Annotated in this window: 17 protein-coding genes; 10 read left to right on the forward strand and 7 right to left on the reverse strand. The window is 74.4% G+C overall.

The annotated features are described in order from the left end of the window. The first annotated feature begins 209 nt into the window (after positions 1-209). From K7862_RS15130 to K7862_RS15145, 4 genes are all read left to right on the forward strand, one after another. Positions 210-1,496: an AAA family ATPase gene (locus tag K7862_RS15130; protein WP_222963090.1), complete on the forward strand. Its 1,287-nt coding sequence runs from the start codon at positions 210-212 to the stop codon at positions 1,494-1,496. After that, complete coding sequence (locus tag K7862_RS15135; protein WP_222963091.1) at positions 1,493-2,785, forward strand: vWA domain-containing protein; 1,293 nt, start codon at positions 1,493-1,495, stop codon at positions 2,783-2,785. The genes K7862_RS15130 and K7862_RS15135 overlap by 4 nt, the downstream gene beginning before the upstream one ends. A 234-nt stretch (positions 2,786-3,019) precedes the next feature. Beyond that, complete coding sequence (locus K7862_RS15140; protein WP_222963092.1) at positions 3,020-4,096, forward strand: alpha/beta fold hydrolase; 1,077 nt, start codon at positions 3,020-3,022, stop codon at positions 4,094-4,096. Positions 4,097-4,188: 92 nt separating this feature from the next. Next, positions 4,189-4,743, forward strand: a complete 555-nt coding sequence (locus K7862_RS15145) for a flavoprotein (RefSeq protein ID WP_222963093.1) — start codon at positions 4,189-4,191, stop codon at positions 4,741-4,743. A 37-nt stretch (positions 4,744-4,780) separates the two neighbouring features. On the opposite strand, the gene K7862_RS15150 is transcribed toward K7862_RS15145, so the two are convergent. Next, positions 4,781-4,927, reverse strand: a complete 147-nt coding sequence (locus tag K7862_RS15150) for a hypothetical protein (RefSeq protein WP_222963094.1) — start codon at positions 4,925-4,927, stop codon at positions 4,781-4,783. A 177-nt stretch (positions 4,928-5,104) separates the two neighbouring features. After that, positions 5,105-6,319, reverse strand: coding sequence for an IS110 family RNA-guided transposase (locus K7862_RS15160; RefSeq protein WP_262413162.1), 1,215 nt, complete (start codon positions 6,317-6,319; stop codon positions 5,105-5,107). A 320-nt stretch (positions 6,320-6,639) separates the two neighbouring features. Here K7862_RS15160 and K7862_RS37575 point away from each other — a divergent pair, with 320 nt between their 5' ends. From K7862_RS37575 to K7862_RS15180, 3 genes are all read left to right on the forward strand, one after another. Continuing rightward, positions 6,640-9,936: an SNF2-related protein gene (locus tag K7862_RS37575; RefSeq protein WP_262413163.1), complete on the forward strand. Its 3,297-nt coding sequence runs from the start codon at positions 6,640-6,642 to the stop codon at positions 9,934-9,936. Further along, entirely contained in the window at positions 9,933-11,405 is a 1,473-nt protein-coding gene (locus tag K7862_RS15175) for an SWIM zinc finger family protein (RefSeq protein ID WP_222963095.1), read from the forward strand. The genes K7862_RS37575 and K7862_RS15175 overlap by 4 nt, the downstream gene beginning before the upstream one ends. Positions 11,406-11,630: 225 nt before the next feature. After that, on the forward strand, positions 11,631-12,596 hold the full coding sequence (locus K7862_RS15180; RefSeq protein ID WP_262413164.1) for an AraC-like ligand-binding domain-containing protein: 966 nt from the start codon (positions 11,631-11,633) through the stop codon (positions 12,594-12,596). A gap of 354 nt (positions 12,597-12,950) precedes the next feature. Here the strand turns inward: K7862_RS15180 and K7862_RS15185 are convergent, their stop codons facing one another. Both K7862_RS15185 and K7862_RS15190 read right to left on the reverse strand, forming a co-directional pair. Continuing rightward, positions 12,951-13,880, reverse strand: coding sequence for an SDR family oxidoreductase (locus tag K7862_RS15185; RefSeq protein ID WP_222963096.1), 930 nt, complete (start codon positions 13,878-13,880; stop codon positions 12,951-12,953). An 81-nt stretch (positions 13,881-13,961) separates the two neighbouring features. Then, a complete protein-coding gene (locus K7862_RS15190; RefSeq protein ID WP_222963097.1) occupies positions 13,962-14,897 on the reverse strand; it encodes an NADP-dependent oxidoreductase in 936 nt (311 codons plus the stop codon). A gap of 108 nt (positions 14,898-15,005) precedes the next feature. On the opposite strand from K7862_RS15190, the gene K7862_RS15195 reads away from it, so the two are divergent. Then, entirely contained in the window at positions 15,006-15,587 is a 582-nt protein-coding gene (locus tag K7862_RS15195; RefSeq protein ID WP_222963098.1) for a TetR/AcrR family transcriptional regulator, read from the forward strand. Positions 15,588-15,620: 33 nt separating this feature from the next. Here K7862_RS15195 and K7862_RS15200 read toward each other — a convergent pair whose 3' ends face one another. Beyond that, entirely contained in the window at positions 15,621-16,136 is a 516-nt protein-coding gene (locus K7862_RS15200) for a hypothetical protein (RefSeq protein WP_222963099.1), read from the reverse strand. A gap of 41 nt (positions 16,137-16,177) precedes the next feature. Next, the gene (locus tag K7862_RS15205; protein WP_222963100.1) at positions 16,178-16,918 is read right to left on the reverse strand and encodes a TetR/AcrR family transcriptional regulator; all 741 of its coding nucleotides are present in this window, start codon (positions 16,916-16,918) and stop codon (positions 16,178-16,180) included. 216 nt (positions 16,919-17,134) lie between these two features. On the opposite strand from K7862_RS15205, the gene K7862_RS15210 reads away from it, so the two are divergent. Beyond that, on the forward strand, positions 17,135-18,595 hold the full coding sequence (locus K7862_RS15210; protein WP_308012000.1) for an MFS transporter: 1,461 nt from the start codon (positions 17,135-17,137) through the stop codon (positions 18,593-18,595). Positions 18,596-18,622: 27 nt separating this feature from the next. Here the strand turns inward: K7862_RS15210 and K7862_RS15215 are convergent, their stop codons facing one another. Continuing rightward, positions 18,623-19,471: a DUF429 domain-containing protein gene (locus K7862_RS15215; RefSeq protein ID WP_222963101.1), complete on the reverse strand. Its 849-nt coding sequence runs from the start codon at positions 19,469-19,471 to the stop codon at positions 18,623-18,625. A 105-nt stretch (positions 19,472-19,576) separates the two neighbouring features. Between K7862_RS15215 and K7862_RS15220 the strand changes: the two genes are divergently transcribed. Next, positions 19,577-20,128 carry an SMI1/KNR4 family protein gene (locus K7862_RS15220; protein WP_222963102.1) on the forward strand — a complete coding sequence of 184 codons (552 nt, stop codon included), beginning with the start codon at positions 19,577-19,579 and terminating at the stop codon, positions 20,126-20,128. The last annotated feature ends 431 nt before the right edge of the window (positions 20,129-20,559 follow it).

Consider the following 20,559-nt stretch of genomic DNA (forward strand, 5'->3'; position numbering starts at 1 on the left):
ACCACCTGTTCCCGCTCCTGACGGCGGCACCGTCCGCCGGGCGACGACCGTCGTCCGGCGTTCCCGTCGCGGCGCCGTCCGCCGAGACGCGCGCCGCACCGCCCGGCCGCGGTCCGCCGTCACCCCGGCGTCCGTGCCCGCCCCGCCGGGCGGGCCGGCCGCCGACTCCCTTGTCCTGCCCGCCCTTTCCACCACCGAGGTGATCACTCATGCCTGCTGCCAACCTGCCCACCACCGTCACCCCGCCCGCCGTCCCCGACCCGGCCTCCCAACTGGATGTCGCCGGAGTTCTGTTGGGCCTCCTCCGGGAATCCACGACGGAACCACGTCCCGACGACCAGCTGGAGGCGCTGACCCTGGCCGTCGCCGCCGATCTGCCCGTGCTGCTGTGGGGGGAGCCCGGCATCGGCAAGACCGCGGCGCTCACCCAACTGGCCGCGGCCCTCGACCTTCCGCTGACCACCGTGATCGCCAGCGTCCACGAGCCCGCCGACTTCGCCGGGCTGCCCGTCGTCGGCGACGACCCCGCGCACCAGGGTGTCCCGATGGCCCCGCCGGACTGGGCGGTGCGGCTGGTGCGGGCGGGCAAGGGGCTGCTGTTCCTGGACGAACTGTCCACCGCCCCGCCTGCCGTGCAGGCCGCCCTGCTGCGCCTGGTGCTCGAACGCCGCATCGGCGCGCTCCAACTGCCGCCCGGCGTACGGATCGTGGCCGCCGCCAACCCGCGCGCGTCGGCGGCCGACGGCTGGGAGCTGAGCCCGCCGCTGGCCAACCGGTTCGTCCACCTGCAGTGGGTCCACGACCACGACGTGGTGGTCCGCGGCCTGGGCGGAACCTGGCCGCGCGCGTCGCTGCCCCGGCTCGCCCCCGAACGGCTGGCGGACGCCGTGGTCTTCGCCCGCCGCGCGGTGTGCGGGTTGCTCGCCGCCCGCCCGTCGCTCGTCCACCGGCTGCCCGACAGCGAGACGCGTCGCGGCGGGCCGTGGCCGTCCCCGCGCAGCTGGGAGATGACCTTGTGCCTGATCGCCTTCGCCACCGCCGCGGGCTCCTCGCGGGACGTGCTGTCCCTGCTGGTCAGGGGCACGGTCGGGGACGGTCCCGGGCTGGAACTGCTGGCGAGCCTGGACCGGATGGACCTGCCGGACCCGGAGTCCCTGCTCGCCGACCCCGCCTCGGCCGTGCTGCCCGAGCGCGGTGATCTGCGCCAGGCCGTCCTGGACGGCGTGGTGGCCGCGGTCCGCAGGAAGCCGGACCGGGCGCGCTGGGACGCCGCGTGGGCCCTGCTGGTGCGGGCGGCCGAGACCGGGGCCCCGGACCTCCTCGTCGTCCCCGCGACCACGCTCGCCTCGCTGCGCCGCGAGGGCTGGGACGTGCCCGCGTCGATCGAGCGCCTGGCGGGCGTGGTGTCGCTGTCGGCCCGGGCCGACCGTGCGGCGGCCCGCGTCGCGTCCGGCGGCCCGGCGGGTTCCCGCACGGGCGGGAACGGTGCGCGATGAGCGGCCGGGACACGGTGAAGGGCCGGGACGCGGTGAGCGGCCGGGACGCGGCGGGCGCCCTCGACACCGACAAGCTGTTCGCCGCCCGCCTGCACGCCGCCCGCGCGCGGCCCTACCTGGCGACCGCGCTGTTCGCGCTGCACGTCGTCCCGTCGCGGCAGGTGCCGACGATGGCCGTCGACCGGTACTGGCGCTGCTACGTCTCGCCGGGGTTCGTCGTCCGGACCCCGGTGGAGGAGCTGGCGGGGGTGTGGGTGCACGAGGTGGCGCACCTGCTCCGCGACCACCAGGGCCGCAGTGACCGTTTCGCGCACCAGGAGGGCCTGTCCGGCCCCGGGGAACGGCTGCGGATGAACATCGCCGCGGACTGCGAGATCAACGACGACGTCTTCGGCGACGGACTGCCCTGTCCCGAGGACGCCATCCAGCCGCACCACTTGGCGCTCAGCGCGGGCGAACTGATGGAGGACTACCTGCGTCAGTTCCGGCTCGGGCCGCGCACACTGCACATGGCCTGGCTGGACTGCGGCAGCGGCGTCGACGGACGCGACCGGGAGTGGGACCTCGGGCCGGACGGCGCGCACGGGCTGAGCGACCAGGAGCGGGACGCGGTCAGGTTCCGCGTGGCGCAGGCCATCACCGGTCGTCCGGGCCGTGTGCCGCGCGGTTGGCGGCGGTGGGCCGAGGAGGTGTTCCATCCTCCGCAGCCGTGGCGGGAGTTGCTGGGCGCGGCGATCCGCGCGGCCGCCTCGGGGGCGGGTTCGGGCGACGACTACGACCGCTCCCGGCCGTCGCGGCGCTCGGCGGGTGTGCCCGGGGTGGTGCTCCCGAGCCTGCGCCGCCGTCCGCCACGGGTGTGCGTGGTCGTCGACACGTCCGGCTCGGTCAGCGACGCCGAACTGGGCAGCGCGCTGCTGGAGGTGGCCGCGATCGCCCGCGCGGTCGGCGGCCGCCGGGATCTCGTGCGGGTGCTGTCGTGCGACGCGGCCGTGCAGGCCGTGCACACGCTGTGTCGGGACGAGGGCATCCCGCTGACGGGCGGCGGCGGGACGAACCTGCGCGAGGGCTTCGAGGGCGCGCTGCGCTCGCGTCCGGTCCCGGACGTGATCGTCGCGCTGACGGACGGCCAGACGCCGTGGCCGGAGCGCCGGCCGCCGTGCCGCACGGTGGTCGGCCTCTTCCCGCGTCCGCTGAGCTGGGACGACGGCGAGGACGAGCCGGGCTATGTGCCGCTCGCCCCGCCGCCCTGGGCGCGGGTGGTCAGCATCGGTTCACCGTCACCGTCTTGACAGGTGATGGACCGGTCGGACAGAGTGATCACCTGTTCAGCCGGTGACGGTCGATCGGGCGGACGGCCGGAACTCCGGCCCGATCCGCCCGGTCGCCGCCGCCCCCCTACTCCAAGGCCACCCGGGGCAACATCCCGGTCGCCGTCCGCGCCACCGCCGTGGCGTGACCGGCCCCTCCGGCCGCCGGCCGCCAGGCTCGTCCCCGCACACACCACACAGACCGGGAGAATTCACGTGATCGACAGGCGCACTTTCGGCAAGGTCCTGGGCGTGGGCACGGGGGCGGCCGCCGCCTCCCTGGCGGGCGTGCCGGGCGTCGCGACAGCCGAACCGGGCAACGGGCGCGGCGGCGCACCGGCCGCTGCCGTCCCCACCCTCCCCGCCGTCGTCCCCGGCACGCACACCACGTTCCCGCCGCTCAAGCGGGTCACGGCCGGCCTGCTGGACATCGGCTACGCCGAACTCGGGCCGCGTCACGGTCCCGTGGTGATCCTGCTGCACGGGTGGCCCTACGACATCCACAGCTTCGTCGACGTCGCACCGCTGCTGGCGGCCGAGGGCTACCGCGTGATCGTCCCCTATCTGCGCGGCCACGGCACCACCCGGTTCCTGTCCGCGCGGACCTTCCGCAACGCCCAGCAGTCCGCGATCGCCCTCGATATCATCGCCCTGATGGACGCCCTCCGGATCGACCAGGCCGTCCTCGCCGGCTTCGACTGGGGCTCGCGGACCGCCGACATCATCGCCGCGCTGTGGCCCGAACGGGTCAAGGCCCTGGTCTCGGTGAGCGGTTACCTGATCACCAACCTGGCCGCCAACCTCAAGCCGCTCCCGGCGAAGGCCGAGTACGCGTGGTGGTACCAGTACTACTTCTCCACCGAGCGCGGCCGGCTCGCCATGGCGGACCCGGACGAGCGGCGCGACCTGTGCCGGCTGGTGTGGGACGTGGTCTCCCCCACCTGGGGCTTCGACGACGCGACGTTCGCCCGGACCGCGACCGCCTTCGAGAACCCCGACTACGCGGCCATCGTGATCCACAACTACCGCTGGCGGCTGAGCCTCGCGGACGGCGAACGCCGCTACGACGGCCTCGAACAGCGCCTCGCCGCCCGCCCCGCCATCGGCGTCCCGACCGTCACCCTCGACGCCGAACGCGACCCGTTCACCCCCGCGCCCGGCGACGGCTCCTCCTACCGCGCCCTCTTCACCGGCCCCTACGCCCACCGCCTGCTCACCGGCATCGGCCACAACGTCCCCCAGGAGGCCCCGACCGCCTTCGCCCAGGCCGTCGTCGACGCGGACCATCTCTGACACGCGGGCGCCCACGCGGGGCGGCGTGGGCTCGACGGCGGGGCGGGGTTCGTCCAGCATCGGGGGCGTCGAGACGATGCGGAGGGTGCCGGGTGGGCGAGGCAGGAAAAGACCAGCAGGGGCCGTTCCTGTACGTGGTGGTGTGCGCGGCCGGGAACGCGGGCGGCGTGGGCACGCTGATCGCGGCGGCGCAGGACCGCGGGTGGGCGGTGGGGGTGGTGGCCACGCCCCTGGCGATGCGGTTCATCGACGCCGCCGCCGTCGAGACGCGGACCGGGTATCCGATCCGTTCCGCGTGGCGCCTTCCCGGCGAACCGCGTCCGCTGCCGCCGCCGGACGCCATCGCGGTGGCGCCGGCCACGTTCAACACGGTCAACAAGTGGGCGGCCGGCCTCGCGGACACCCTCGCGCTGGGCATCCTCTGCGAGGCGTACGGGCTCGGCGTCCCGACCGCCGTCCTGCCCTACGTGAACGCGGCGATGGCACGGCACCCCGCGTACGAACAGAGCCTCGATCGGCTGCGGGACATGGGCGTGCTCGTCGGTTCCGCGCCCCCGCACCCGCCGAACGCGAGCGAGGAGGCGGCGGCGTTCCCCTGGGAGCAACCGCTGGATCTGCTCGACGCGGCCCGGAGGTCAGGGCGCTAGCCGGAGGCCAGGCGTGGCCCGTCGCCGCCGCCACTCCTCAGAGCGTGTGGATCGTCAGGTGCTGCTTGATCCGCTCGAAGACCCGCTGGCCCTGGGCGGACTGGGCGGCGGCCGCAGGCATGACCACGTCCAGCGTGCAGAGGTCACCCTTGCCGCCGACCACGTCCAGCTCCGGCTCCCGCATGGCGGGCCTGGCGCGTCCGAGAGGTCGGTGCAGCGCACGTCGAGGCGGGCGGCGGGCTCGCCCTGCTGCTCGGCCTCGACGACCCGGCCGTCGGCGTCCTGGACGGTGGGCATCGGGCGCCCGCGTCCCGCACACCCCCGGCGCGAGCGCGGTCGGTGCTGAAGCTCCTATTGCCTGTCAAGCGGTGGTGAGCCAGTCGCGGTAGGCGTTGGCGAGGTCGTCGTTGCGTCGGGTGCCGCGCTCGATGCAGGAGATGACCGCGGGCCAGACACCGAAGTGATCGGCGACGGCGGTGAGAGTGATGTTCTTCGCCTGGCGTGCGGGCCGCAGGTCGGCGATGTCCGGGACGGTGACCGTGGTGGTGAGGTAGCGGAACACTTCCCGGGCGATGGCTCGCTTGAGGAGCCGGATGACCTCTTTCTTGGTCCGGCCGGCCGCGGTCTGGCGGGCGACGTAGTCGCGGGTGCGGCTGTCGCTGGCCATGCGGACGAGGGCTATGCGGTAGAGGGCCGCGTTCGCGGCGCGGTCGCCGCCTCGCGAGAGGCGGTGACGGTTGGTCTTGCCGCTGGAGGCCGGAACGGGGGCGACGCCGCACAAAGCGGCGAAGGACGCCTCGGTGCTTAGGCGGTCCCGGTTGCCGCCGGCGGTGATCAGCAGCTGGGTGGCTGTGTCGGGGCCGACGCCGTAGGCGGCCCGCAGACCCGGATTGTGCTCGGTGACGATGTCGTCCAGTACGGCCATGAGCTCGTCGTGCTCGACGGTCAGCGCCTGGACGCGTCGGGCGAGGCTTTTCAAGGCGGTCAGGACGGCGGTGTGGACGGCGTCTCCCGTGGGACGCAGGCGGGCGAGGGCTTCGATCAGCGGCTTGCCGTGCAGGGCCCGGTAACGGGCGCGGATGGCGTCGGGTGCGCTGATGAGGATGTGCCCGACCTGGTTCAGCGCTGCGGTGCGGGCCTTGACCGTGGAGCGGGCGGCGTTGTGGAGGGCTCGGATGCCGGTGACGGTCTCGTCCTTGGGTGCGCTGGAGGCACGTCCGGACAGTGCGGCGCGGGCGGCGGCGTAGGCGTCGATGGGGTCCGACTTGCCTGTGCGGCGGCGTTCGGCGCGGTCAGGGCGATTGACCTCGACCACGCTCAGGCCGTCGGCGCGGGCTGCGCGGGTGAAGCCGGCTCCGTAGGACGCGGTGCCTTCCACGCCGATCGCCAGCACGTCTCCGTGTGCGTTCAGGAACGCGAGGGCCGCGGTGTATCCGGCGGTGGTCGTGGGGAACTCGGTATCGGCGAGATGGCCGCCGTTGTCGGTGACGACCGCGACGTGAATGGTGTCGGCATGGGAGTCCACCCCACCGAACACCCGCTGGCCTGCCCTACTCGCCGTGCCCGTTGCTGTCATGCTGGAGATGCCTTCCTAGCCGGAGGCGGCACCGGCCGGGTGGGGCAGACAGGACATTGAGGGGGCTTCTGGCCAAGCTCCTATCAGGTCATGTTCCACCTGGCCGGAGCCACGAAGAACGGGCCCCGGCAGCCGGACGGTACAGCCGGAAGACAACCCAGCAGGGTGTCAGTCAGTGGGAGAGCCACGACCACCGGAACCCGCTACGAGTATCAATGTCGGTGGGGGCCGCTAGCCTTGGGGCAAGGCGTTCCGCTTGGCCGGGGCGGTTCGCGGGGGTGGGACGGCGGAGACCGGTACGGATCCAGGAGTGGGTGCGATTGGCAAGGCGGTACGGGGCGACGGCCGGCACCCTTGACGATTCCGCCGAGTCCGCCGAGTCCGGCGGCGCCGACGCGGCGGAACCCTCCGGTCCCGACCGCGCGCGGCTGCTCGCCGCGCTGCCGCAGCTCGCCGCGGGTGAGGCGGTGTTCCTTCCCGCCGACCCGCCGCGCCTGGGGCGCATCGCGTTCTGGGCGCCGGAGGATTCCGGCGCGGCACTCCCCGAGCTCGGCGTCGCGCCGGAGGAGCTGACCGTCGTCCGCCCGGACGCCGCCGGGACCGACGTGCGCGAGGTGCGGGTGCCGGCCGTCGTCGTGCCCGTGGAACAGGCCGTCCCGCTGCTCACCCGCTGCCGCGCCCTGGGAACCAGCGGCCGGGCCTCGGCGGGCACGGCGTTCTGGGGCACGGCCGCCGTGCTCGGCCTCAACCTGCTGGCCCGCGGCCGGGTGCTGCCCGGGGTGTCGCCGGACGGTTTCGACGCCTGGCGGGTCGGGCCGCTGGACCCGGCCGACCGCGAGAAGCTGGGCGAGCTGGCGGCCGCCATGCCGCCCGAGGCCCGCGCCGTGCCGCTCCCCGGCCTCTCCCCGCTCGCCCTTCCGGCGGCCGAACCGCTCCTCCGGTCCTTCCTCGACGCCGTCGCCGACTCCCTGACCCGCACCCCCGCCGCCCGCCACCTCGCCGGCGGCCCGGCCTTCGCGGCGAGCGCCCCGCAGCCCGTCCCCGAGCAGCGCCCCTGGGCCGCCGAGGTCGCGGCCGGCCGTGACGCGGGCCTGCAGGTCTCCCTCCGGCTGGAGCTGATGAACCCGGCCGGGCTGAACGACCCGAGCGGCCCGGACGACCTCGACGTTCCCGAGCCCGAGCCTGCGTCCACGCCTGAGCCCGAGCCCGCACGTGAGCCCGGGTCCACGCCCGAGCCCGCATCTGGGCCCGCGCCCAAACCCGCACCCTCGCGGGACGACGACAACGCCCCCACCTTCCGCGCCGTCGTCCAGCTCCGCAGCCTCGCCGACCCGACCGTCCTCGCGGACGCCGCCGACCTGTGGGCCGGGACCGCCGTCGCGCCCGAGCTGTTCGGGCCGCGCGCCCGCGTCGACACCATGCTGACGTTGCGCCGCGCCGCCCGCGCCTGGCCGCCGGCCGCCCGGCTGCTGGACGCCGCCGCCCCCACCGGGCTGGTGCTGTCCGACGAGGAGGCCCAGCAACTGCTGGGCGAGGCGGCCGAACGTCTCGCCCTCGCGGGCGTGGCCGTGCACTGGCCTAAGGGGCTGGTCCGCGAGCTGACCGCGGCCGGCGTGCTGGAACCGGCCCGCCAGGCGACGACGTCCTCGGCCGCGTCCGTGCTGTCCTCTGAGGGCCTGCTGGAGTTCCGCTGGCGCGTGGCCCTCGGCGACGGCGAGGAGCTGACCCCGGACGAACTGGAGCGGCTGGCCGAGGCGCACCGGCCGATCGTGCGGCTGCGCGACCAGTGGGTGGTCGTGGACCCCGAACTGGTCCGCCGCCTGCGCCGTGCCACCACGTCCCGGCCGTCCCTGACGGCGATCGACGCTCTCGGGGCCGTGCTCAGCGGCAGCGTCGAGGTGGACGGCGAGCAGGTCGCGGTCGCCGCGGGCGGTGCGCTGGAGGAGCTGCGCGCCCGCATCGCCGACCCGGAGGCCCGCGCCGCCCGTGAACCCACCGGACCGCCCCGGGCGCTGGCCGCGTCCCTGCGGGCGTACCAGCAGCGCGGCCTGGACTGGCTGCACCGCATGACGTCCCTCGGCCTCGGCGCCTGCCTCGCCGACGACATGGGCCTGGGCAAGACCGTCACCCTCATCGCGCTGCACCTGCGCCGCCAGGAACGCGCGGCCACCGCCGGCCCGACCCTCGTGGTGTGCCCGGCGTCGCTCCTCGGCAACTGGGAGCGCGAGATCCGGCGTTTCGCTCCCACCGCGCCCGTCCGGCGTTTCCACGGCCCCGGCCGCACCCTGCCCGGCGTGGACGGCACCCAGGACACCACCCGGGACGGCCTCCCGGCCGACCCGACCGAAGGCGTCGCGCCCGGCGACCCGGACGGCGCCCCCTCCGACGCCCCGGACGGCGTCCCCGGCACGACGTCGGACGGCACCCCCGGCACCATCACGGACGGCTCCCCAGGCACCACCGCGGACGGCTCCCCCAGCGGCAGCGCCCCCGGCTTCGTCCTCACCACCTACGGCACCATGCGCCGCGACGCCGCCCTCCTCGCCGCGCACCCCTGGGGCCTGGTCGTCGCCGACGAGGCCCAGCACGTCAAGAACCCGTACGCACACACCGCCCAGGCCCTGCGCACGATCCCCTCTCGCGGCCGCGTCGCCCTCACCGGCACCCCCGTCGAGAACAACCTCTCCGAGCTGTGGGCCCTGCTCGACTGGACGACACCGGGTCTGCTCGGCACGCTGCCCTCGTTCCGCGACCGCTACGCCAAGGCCGTCGAGGGCGACCGTGACGAGGACGCGGCCCGCCGGCTCGCGGGCCTGGTCCGCCCGTTCCTGCTGCGGCGCCGCAAGTCCGACCCGGGCATCGCGCCCGAACTGCCGCCGAAGACCGAGACCGAGCAGCCGGTGACGCTCACCAGGGAGCAGGTCTCGCTGTACGAGGCGCTGGTGCGCGAGATGATGGCGGAGATCGAGGGCAAGCAGGGCATGACCCGGCGCGGGCTGGTGATGAAGCTGCTCACCGGCCTGAAGCAGGTGTGCAACCACCCCGCGCAGTTCCTCAAGGAGCCCGCGGACGCGCGCCTGCCGGGCCGTTCGGGAAAGCTGGAACTGCTCGACGAGCTGCTCGACACCGTGCTCGCCGAGGACGGTTCCGCGCTGGTCTTCACACAGTACGTGGCCATGGGCCGCCTCATCGAACGCCACCTCGCCGGCCGCGGCGTGGAGACCCTGTTCCTGCACGGCGCGACGCCCGTCGCGCGCCGCGAGGAGATGGTCGACGCGTTCCAGTCCGGCGGGAAGCGGGTCTTCCTGCTGTCCCTGAAAGCCGCCGGGACCGGCCTGAACCTCACCCGCGCGGGCCACGTCGTGCACTACGACCGCTGGTGGAATCCGGCGGTCGAGGACCAGGCCACCGACCGCGCCTACCGCATCGGGCAGACGCAGGCGGTGCAGGTCCACAAGCTCGTCACCGAGGGGACGGTGGAGGAGCGGGTCGCGGACATGCTGCGGCAGAAGCGGGAGTTGGCCGATGCCGTGCTCGGGTCGGGCGAGGCGGCGTTCAGCGAACTGACCGACGACGAGTTGGCCGAGCTGGTCGCGCTGCGGGGGCGGCGGCGATGAGCCCGGCCGGCCGGCGCACGCCCCGTACACCGGGCACACTCCGGGGACAGGGCACGCCCCGCACCCCCCGCACACCGGGCACGCCCCCGACCTCGGACGACCCCGGCACGCCCGCCGGCCGCCCTGGACCACCGCACACCTCCGGTGAACAACCCACGGCGACAAGGACGTTCGAGGCCCTGCCGCCCACGAAGGGCAGCCGGGCCGCGTTCGCCGAGTCGTGGTGGGGGCAGGCCTGGGTCGCGGCGCTGGAGGGTTCGTCCCTGGACAGCGGCAGGCTGCAGCGCGGCCGGACGTACGCGCGCGGCGGTGCGGTCGGCGAGGTCACCGTCGCTCCCGGCTCGGCCTCGGCCCAGGTCCACGGCAGCCGCCCCTCCCCGTACCGCTCCTCGATGCGGGTGCGCCGGCTCACCGACGCCCAGTGGGACCGGCTCCTGGACGTGATCGCCGAACGGGCGGCCGGCATCGCGGCGTTGCTCGACGGCGAGATGCCGCCGGAGCTCGCCGACGACGCCGAAGCCGCGGGCGTCGGCCTGCTGCCCGGCCCCCAGGACCTCGAACCCCGGTGCAACTGCCCGGACTGGGGATACCCCTGCAAGCACGCCGCCGCGCTCTGCTACCAGGTGGCGCGGCTCCTGGACCGCGACCCGTTCGTGCTGCTGCTCCTGCGCGGGCGCGGCGAGGACGAGGTGACCGACGAACTCGGGCGCCGCAACCTGGCACGCGCCGCAGCCGAAGCCGGAGCCACAGGGGACCCTGCCGCCCACGCCGCCCAGGCCCCGGGCAGCACACCCGCGGGCCCCCGAACGCCACAGGGCGACCCCGCCGCCGCGGCCTTCGCCTCCCGCTCCGCACTGCCGCCCCTGCCGGACCTGCCGCCGCCGCCCGCACGTCCGGGGCGCGGCCCCCAGCTCACGGAGGCGTCGGCTCCCGCGCCCGGCGTGGACTCCGCGGGCCTCGAACTCCTCGCCGCGGACACGGCGTTGCGGGCCCATCGGCTCCTCGCCGCCGCCCTGGACACCGCCGGGCACGCCGCTTCCGCGATCCCCGTCCCGCTCACCACGTGGCAGGACACCGTCCGCATCGCCGCCGCGCACCCGGGCCACCCGCAGCTCTTCCACCGCCTCGCCGCGAGCGGCGACGGCACCGTGACGCGGGTGGCCGCCGCCGCCCGCGCCTGGCAGCACGGCGGTCTCGCGGCCCTGGCCGTCCTGGAGGACGCGTGGGACCCGGCGCCCGCCCAACTGGCCCGCGCCCGCGAAGCGCTGCGCTCGGGCTGGTCCGACGGCCCGCCGCCGCGCCTGCGCAGGTCGCGCAACCGCTGGACGGTCGAGGGCCGTGACGTCCAACTCCGCTACGGCCAGGACGGCTTGTGGTACCCGTACGCCAAGGAGTACGGCCGGTGGCGGCCGTCGGGGCCGCCCGACGCCGACCCGTCCGTCGCCCTGGCCGCGCTCGCCGGGCCCTGAGTCCGTCCGGCGGGACGCCGTGGCTCCGCGGACGCCGTGGCTCCGCGGACGCCGTGGTTCCGCGGACGCCGTGGTTCCGCGGACGCCGTGGTTCCGCGGACGCCGTGGGTCCGCGGACGCCGCCGCACGGTCACGGTCCCGCTCGCACGAAACCGGTACGGGGACGTAACACACCCTCAGCAGTGGGGCGTTCGAACCCCACGGGAAACGGCTACGGTGGTGGGCATGCTGGTGACCGAGTTCAGCACGGAGGTCGTGGAGCCTCCGGAGCGGTTCGCTCTCTGGTCGGAATCCGTCGGGCGGCTCCACGACATGCGCACCCATCTGCGCAGCAGCAGTCACCACGACTTCCGTGCCCGGATCCGCGGCCTGGACCTGGGCCAGGTGCAGGTGTCCGCCATGGCCCATCCGCATCTGGAGGTCACGCGGACGGCGAAGCAGGTGCGGCAGGCCGATCCGGAGATGTTCCAGTTCAACTACGTCCTCGGCAGCGAGGGGACCGTCTCCCTGGGCGGGAGCGACACCATGCTGCGGGGCGGCGACCTGGCGGTGACGGACACCAGCAGGCCCTACCGGGCCGACATCCACGCCAAGCCGGACCAGTGGTCGCACGTCACCGTGCTCTGCCCCCGGGCCCTGTTACCCGTGCCCGAGAAGCACGTGCAGCGCCTGCTCGCCGTCCCGATCCGGGGACAGAGCGGCCTGGGCGGGATGCTCACCGGCTGGCTGAGCGACCTCAGCACGCGCGCCGACGAGTTCAGCCCGGCCGACCTCCCCGTCCTGGGCCAGATCACCCTGGACCTGCTGGCCTCCGTCATCGCCCGGCACGTGGAAGCCGAGTCCTCGCTGAGCCCGGAGACCCGGCAGAACGCGCTGCACGTCCAGGTCAAGGCGTTCATCGAGCGGCACCTCGCCGATCCGGCCATGACCCCGCAGGCGATCGCGGACGCCCACCACATCTCGCTGCGTTCCCTCCAGCAGCTGCTCGCCGAGGACGGCACGTCCCCCGCGGCCTGGATACGCCACCGCCGGCTGGAGCGCTGCCGCCTGGAACTGTCCGACCCGGGCCTGAACGCCCGCCCGGTCCAGGCGATCGCCGAGCGCTGGGGCTTCGGCAACCCCGCCCACTTCAGCCGGCTGTTCCGCGCCACCTACGGGATCTCGCCGCGGGACTACCGGAGTCTTCCGTAGGACGCGTGCGCGAATCGTCAGGTCCCGTGCGCGAAATGACAAGGACGGGTGCCGTCCCGCCCGGCATCCTGGATGGCGAGACCGGGCGGCTGCCGGACGGGGGATCTGCCTTCCCATCGCGGTGACGCCGTCGGACTCGTGCAGGACACAGGTCGGCGGGTGGCGCAACGCCACCCGGTGACCGAGGAAACGACTGGCCCAGGTCCACGGGGGTGGCCTGGGCACTGTCGTGCGCCCGGCGCCCGGCGCCCAACGTCCATCGCTCACCGGCCGCGGGCCCCGATCACCGGCCTCCGGCCCCTTGCCCCGGCCGCCCGATCACCGGCCCCCGTGACCTGCCGCGTACGGCCCGGCTCAGCTCCAGCGGTCGGCCGACGCGCCGCTTGCCGCCGTGAAGTAGTCGCCGGTCCGCAGGTCGTCCAGCAGATCCGGGTGGGTCGGCGTCCATCCCAGCAGCCGGCGCGTGTGCTCGCTGGAGGCGGGCGCGTCGGCGGCGTAGGCGACAGCGAAGAACGCGCTGCCGAAGTGCTCGGCGGCCTCCTCCGGCGTCACCGACCGCACGGGAAGGCCGAGTTCGGCGCCGATCGTCTCGGCGACGGCCTTGAGCGGGACGTTCTCGGCGGCGCCGTGCAGCGCGCTGCCCGCCGGGGCCTGCTCGACGGCGAGACGGAACAGCGACGCCGCGTCGAAGCGGTGGACGGCGGGCCAGCGGTTGGTGCCGTCGCCGACGTAGGCGGCGAACCCGGCCTTGCGGGCGGCCTCGATCATCACGGGGATGAAGCCGTAGTCGCCGGGGCCGTGCACGGTCGGGGCCAGGCGCACCACGCTGGACCGCACGCCCTGGCTGGCGTAGGACAGGCACACCCGCTCACCGGGGATGCGGAAGTACGCGAGGGAGTCCTCGTCCGGCGCGTCCGTCTCCACGCTCTCGCGGCCCGCGCGCATCACGAACGTGCCGGACGTGACGACCAGCGGCTTTCCGGTGCCGACGAGTCCCTGCCCGAGGGCGTCGACGGCCGCCGAGTCCTGCCGGGCGAGCCCCTCGGGGTCGTCGAAGCTGCCGCCGAAGGCCAGGTGCAGGACGCCGTCCGCCCGCCGGGCGCCGTCGGTCAGGCTGTCGAGGTCGGTCAGCGAGCCGCGGTGGGCCGCCGCGCCCAGCGCCTCCAAGCGCTGGGCCGAGGCGTCCGAGCGGGCCAGGCCCGTCACGGTATGGCCCGCCTCGATGAGTTCGGTGACGACCGCCGGGCCGGTGAGCCCGCTGCCGCCGGTGACGAAGAGGTGCATGGTGTTCTCCTGAGGGTCGTGCCGTGATGGATGGGAGGGTGGCCGTGGCCGGCGGGGAGCCGGGCGGCCGCTCGGACGGACTCAGGCGAGGCGCAGGACGAGCTTTCCGCCGGCGTTGCCGGAGAGGCTGCGTTCCGCGGCGGCCCGCCAGTCCTCCAGCGGGAAGACCCGCGCGACCGGCACGGAGAACGCGCCGTCCGCCGCCAACCGGGCGTATTCGCCCAGCACATGGTGGTGGTACTCGTTGCCGTTCTCGCCGAACTGGAAGCGCACGCCCAGCTCCTGGGCGGCGGCGAAGTCGCTCATGGTCATCACGTCGGCCGGCTTGGCGACCGTACGGACCAGTTCGGGCAGGGAGTTGCTGATGGGAGCCGCGTCGAAGGCCAGGTCGACGGGGCCGCCCGCCAGCGCGCGGACACGCTCGGCCATGCCGTCCCCATGGCCGGTGACCTCGGCGCCCAGAGCGCGCAACGCGTCGGCGTAGGTCGGACCCGCGGTGGCGATCACCCGCGCGCCGTAGCGGAGGGCGATCTGCGCGGCCGCGTAGCCGACCGTGCTGCCCGCGCCATGGACGAGCACGACAAGGCCGTCCGCGAAGCCTGGCCGGACGCCGAGACCGTCCAGCCCGCGGTGCGCTGTCTCGACGGCCATGGGCAGCGCGGCGGCGGCGTCCGGCTGGAGGCGCTCGGGGCGCGGGAACCACACGTCGAGGAGGGCGTGGTCGGACGCCCCGGCCGTCGGCCCGCGGAACGGCACCGGCCCGAAGACGGCGTCGCCGATCGCGGTGCCGGTCACGCCCGGCCCGGCAGCGTCCACAGTCCCGGACACCTCCAGCCCGATGCCGCGCGGCAGCTCGCCCGCGAACAGCCCCTCGGCCAGCGCCCAGTCGGCGGGGGTCAGGCCGCACGCCTGCACCGCGACGCGGATCTGGCCGGGACCGGGGACCGGGGCCTCGGCTTCTTCGAGGCGCAGGACGTCGAGTGCGGGTCCGTGGGTGTGAAAGCGGAGGGTGCGCATGGCTGCTCCCGGGGCGGTCGGCGGTCGAACGATGAGTGACAGCAGATGCTGTCATCACTCCGAGGTTAGCAAATGATGACAGCATCTGCTGTCGCTACACTGGGTCACATGGCACGTTGGGAAGGCAACACACGCGGACGTCTGGAGCGCGCGGCGCTCGACCTGTTCACCGAGCAGGGGTACGACCGCACGACGGTCGCGCAGATCGCCAAGCGCGCGAATCTCACCGAGCGGTCCTTCTACCGCTGGTTCAGCGACAAGCGGGAAGCGCTGTTCGGCGGCGGCGAGGAGCTCGAAGAGGCCTTCCTCACGGCGATCGCCGCGGTACCCGAGGGCGCCGGGCCGCTGGCGACACTGCTGACCGCGTTCTCCACGGCCGCGGAGGTGTTCCGCCCGCGCGCGTTCCTGCGGGAGCGGGCCGCGGTGATCGCCGCCAACCCGCCACTGCAGGAACGCGAACTGGTCAAGCTCGCGTCCCTGTCCCGCACACTCACCGCCGCCCTGGTCGACCGCGGCCACGACCCCGCGACCGCCCGGCTCGCCACCGACGCGGCCATGGCCGTCTTCCGCCGGGCCGGCGAGCGCTGGATGACCGACGAGGACGCGGACTACACCGCGCTGCTGGCCGCGAGCGCCGCCGACCTCCTCACGATCCTCGCCGAGGAGCCCACACCGTCACCCCGGCCCTGACAAGGGTTTCGCCTCAGCCGGGAGCAGGGTGTCCTACGCGGGCGGCGAGAGGACCACGGCCAGATCCGCTTCCTGCTCCGGCGTGAGGGCGCACCACATCCCCGTCCCGGTGTCATCGGCACTGAACACGATCCGCCCGCCGCACCAGGCCTCGGCGTGGATCGTGTACGGGGCGAGGGCCGACAGCACGGCGAACTGGCCGTCGTCGCGGACGTCGATGTCGATACCCATCCCGGGGTCCGCCCGCCTGCGCCGGGTACCGTTCCGCACCCCTTCCCGGGCGAGCGAGAGGGCACGTTCGTAGGCCGGGAGCACCTCGGCCGGCCAGACGTCCCCGCTGTAGGCGTCGACGTGCGCCGCGTCGACCGCCGGGCGCAGCACCCGGAGCACCTCGCGATGGACGCGCACGACGTCCGCCGGGCTCGCGTCGGCCGCCGGCACGTACGTGCGGAGGCCGTGGCCGTCGCGGCCGGTGGGGAACGGGCGCAGGGCGGGACCGAGATCCGGAGCGCCGGGGGCGGGTTGGCCGGGGTCGGGGCTCGTCGGCATCGGGCGGGACCTCGTCAGGCGGCGCGTGATCAAGCGGAACCTCATCGGGCGGCCCGGGGGAGGCCGTCGATCATCAGGCCGAGGGTGAAGTCGAAGCGGTCGTGGGAGGTGCCCGCGGTGAGTTCGGCGGCGTGGCGCTTGGTGTGGGGGAAGGTCTCGGGCAGGGCGGCGAAGCGGCGCATGAGTTCGTCGCGGCCGACGACCCAGGCGTCGTCGCTGCCGGCGAGCCGCCGGTTCACCAGGGAGACCTCGAGGCTGTAGGCGTTGACGTACAGCGACAGCGCGTCGATGCCCCACGCGGCGGCCTGCGGTTCGACGCCGCCGGCGAGCAGGATGGCGAGCATGCCCTCAGTGATGCGCAGGATGTCCAGGTTGGACGGCGCGGCGGCGAAGGTCGCCTGAGAGATGCCGGGGTAGCGCAGGTACTGGTCGCGCAGCTGGGCGCAGACGCTGGTGATCTGCTGCCGCCAGGCCGCCGGGTCCGGCTCGGGGAGATCGATCTCCGCGCACAGCCGCCCGATGAGGAGCTCGTCGAGGTCCTCCTTGTTGACGACGTGGGCGTAGAGCGACGACGGTCCCGTCTCCAGCGCGGTGGCGAGCCGCCGCATGGTCAGGGCCTCGTACCCCTCGCTCTCCACGATGCCGAAGGCCGTGCCGATGATCGCCTCGACCGTGATCGGCTTCTTGCGCCCGCCGGACGGCCCGCGCCGGGCCGCGGGCGCGTCGGGTCCGCCGCCGAGCTGGTGGCGTGCGGCGCGACGTTGCTGCGGGGTCGGTGCCATGTCCGCAGTCTAACGAGGCCGGCGAACAGTGTTCCGCAGCGTGACGAACGGTGTTCCGCGGATGTTCCGGGGGTCTGGTGGCCGCATTCCGAGGCAGGGGCGATCGGTGCGAACCCGAAGGCGCGAATCCGGCGGCGCGCACCCGAGGACGCACATCCGAAGGTGCGAACGCCGTTCGTCTTGCAACGAACACCGTTCCATTGTAGAACGGTGTTCGTGTCCACTGACCAGCGCACACCCGATGCGCCTCCCACTCCCGGCCCGCCCCCCGGCCCGAAGCCGACACTCACCACCTGGCTCGTCCTTGTCGTCGTGGTCCTGGCCGACGTCATGGATCTGATCGACTCCAGCGTCGCCAACCTCGCCGGCCCGTCCATCCGCGCCGACCTCGGCGGCGGCCAGGTGACCGTGCAGTGGGTGCTCAGCGCCTACACCGCGGCCTTCGCGCTCGGCCTGGTGACCTCCGGGCGGCTCGGCGACCTGCTCGGGCGCCGCCGCCTGTTCCTGCTCGGCATGACCGGCTTCACCCTGGCCTCGCTGGCCTGCGGCCTCGCCCCGGGCGCGGCGTTCCTGATCGCCGCCCGGACCCTGCAGGGCCTGTGCGGGTCGGTGATGATCCCGCAGGGGCTGGCGCTGGTGAAGGTCGTCTTCCCACCGCAGCACCTGCGGAAGGCGCTGACGCCGGTCGGGCCGCTGATGGGCCTGACCATGGTGGGCGGCCCGATCCTCGCCGGCTGGCTGCTCCACCTGGACCTGTTCGGCAGTCAGTGGCGTTCGATCTTCCTGATCAACGTGCCGCTCGGCGTCGCCGCGGGCGGACTGGCCCTGCGCGTGCTGCCGCGCCGCGGCGGGGAGGACCCGGCCGCCCGCCTCGACCTCACCGGTGTCGGCCTGCTGACCGCGGCCTCGGCGCTGCTGATCGTCCCGCTCATCCAGGGCCGCGACCTGGGCTGGCCCGCGTGGACGTACGTCATGATGGCCGCCGCGGTCGTGCTGCTCGCGCTGTTCGTCGTCTCCCAGCGGCGCAGCGCGCATCCCGTCATCACGCCGTCGCTGTTCCGCAAGCGCAGCTTCGTCGTCGGGCTGGTGATCGTGGCCGGGTTCTACGCCTCGCTCAGCGCGTTCGTCCTGGTCCTCAACCTGCTGCTGCAGCAGGGGCTGGGCTGGTCGCCGCTGCGTACCGGGCTGGCGCTGATCCCCTGGGCGCTGGGGACCGCGGTCGCGGTGCTGCTGGGCGGGGCCGTGCTGGCCGAGAAGCTCGGGCGGGCCTCGCTGCATCTGGGGCTGGCGATCGCGGTGCTGGGGCTGCTCGCGCTGTGGTGGTCGGTCGCGCACTGGGGCGCCGGGATCACCGTGGGGAAGCTGACGCCCGCGCTGGTGCTGACCGGTTTCGGCTCGGGGCTGGTGTTCGTGCCGCTGGTCGACTTCATCATCGGGGACGCGACACCCGAGGAAGTCGGCACGGGGGCGGGCCTGTTGAACGCCGTGCAGCAGTTCGCCGGGGCGATCGGGGTGGCCGCCCTCGGGACCGTCTTCTTCACGCGGGCCGGGGCCGGGTCCCCCCACTCCTTCGTGTCCGCGACGGAGTTGGTCCTCGCGATCACGGCGGGGCTCAACGTGGTGACGTTGCTGCTGGTGGGGTTGCTGCCCAAGCACGCGCAGCAGGCGCACGGTTGAGGGCCCGGCGGGGCCGGCCCCAGCCGGTCAGAGGGCACGCGCCCCGTCGCGCACCGCGCGGAGTGAGGCCTCGGGCCTGGGGATGTGCATCCAGCCCTCGACGGCGGCCAGAGCCGACTCCTCCTCCGTGTCCGGCCCATGGGTCATGCCGCACGCCACGGCCCGCGCGACGACCGCGGCCACCAGCGCGTCCAGGTCGTGATCGCTGCGGGTGCAGCGGTCGCGGGCGTGCTCGGTGAGGTCGAGTCCCAGCTCCTCGGTGAGACCTGCCAGGATCCGCGTGCGCGCCGCGAGGGCCGTGGGCTTGGGGCCCTTGTAGCTGTCCTCGCCCGCCAGCCCCCACCGGAGCAGGGCGTGCGCCGGGTAGACCTCCGCGACCGCGCCGGAACCGTCGAGGGGGACGGCGAGGCCCGACTCGGCCAGGCGTTCCAGGAGGCTCACCGCCCGGATCGCGACCACGCCGAGCCGGTCCGTGGCGACCGAGAGGGGGCGCCGGCGCCCGGCTCCGGTGCGCTTCCAGGCGACGTCGTCGGTCAGACGATGGGTGAACCTGCCCAGGCCCTGCCGGCCGCTGGCGTGCGGCAGGTAGCGGGACGGCACGGGCAGCTTGCGGCCGGCCTGGTGGGCGGCGAGGAGCGACGCGAAGGCGACGGGCCAGCCGATGGGCGAGTCCAGGCCCGTCTTGCCGGCGCTCCGGACGGCCGCCAGCAGATCCTCGTCGTCCCCACCGTCGAGCACCTCGACGACCGGCCGCTCGGCCCACGTGACCCGGCAGACCCCCGTCGTCCCCGAGTACCCGGCCAGGTCGATCCCCACGGTGACGGCCGGCGCCTCGACGGCCTCCGCGCCCGTCTCGGTGTCGCTGTCCCTGCTCATGTGCCGTACGCACCTCCCGCCCCCGTTATACGCGCGGGCGGTCGGGCGTGGAGGCGCACAGCCATGACGTGTCCACCTGCCCTGGTCGCTTGCTACCTTCACCGGATGGGGAGTTGGGACGGGGACGGTGTACGCGCGCGGATACGGGAGATGGCGGCGCGCGATGCGGGACGGGAGCGCTTCGGAGCCGACACCCATCAGTACGCGTTGCGGCCGCGGCTGCCGGAGGCGGAGATCAGGGGGTTCGAGGAGTCCCACGGCATCGCGCTGCCGAGGGAGTACCGCTCCTTCGTCGCGGAGGTGGGCGACGGCCCGGCCGGGCCCGAGCACGGGTTGATGCCGCTGACCACCGCACGCCCGGAGGCCGGCGACGACTGGGCGGTGGACGGGGTGTGGCGGGAGGACCGGCTGCCCGGCCGGCTCGCCGAGCCCTTCCCTCTCACCGAACCGCTGCCCGGCCGGCTCGGCGCCTCGGCCGACACTCTGACCAGGGGCACGCTCATGCTGGCCGAGGCGGGCGGTGGCATGTTCCTTCACCTGATCCTGAACGGCCCACGGGCGGGCGAGGTCTGGCTGCTCGACCCCGACTGGGCCGGCTTCGCCCCGGCCGCCCCCGGGTTCCGCAACTGGTACACGAAGTGGCTCCAGACCGCCTGACCAGGACGCCGCCGCCGAGCTGGCGGTGCAGAAGCCAGCGCCGGGCAGCGGAGAGGGTGACCGCCGTGTCGTCCGTCCACGAGCAGACTTCCAGCCACGACAGGTAGCAGCCCTGCGCGAAGACCAGGACCTCCCCTGGGAACTCACCGTCCTCCGTCCGGAGGGTGGCTTCGGCGGCGCCGGTGCCGGCCCGGGATGCCCATGACTTCCCACCAGCACTTCGCCGGTGGGAAGTCACGAATCGCGGCGGAGATCCGCGTGAACGGATCCGCCGGAAAACCCCGCCATACGGCATCGTTCATCCGGGTCGGCGCCAGGCGGCTGGCAATGTCGCCGCCGACAGGCCCGAGATGTCACCGTAGGCAGCAGCATGCCGCTCATCCCACCGCGAGTCGTCGGCCGCATTCTCAGGGCCTCATCCAGCAGGTCAG

This window comes from Actinacidiphila acidipaludis (genome assembly GCF_019890725.1).
GTDB lineage: Bacteria > Actinomycetota > Actinomycetes > Streptomycetales > Streptomycetaceae > Actinacidiphila > Actinacidiphila acidipaludis.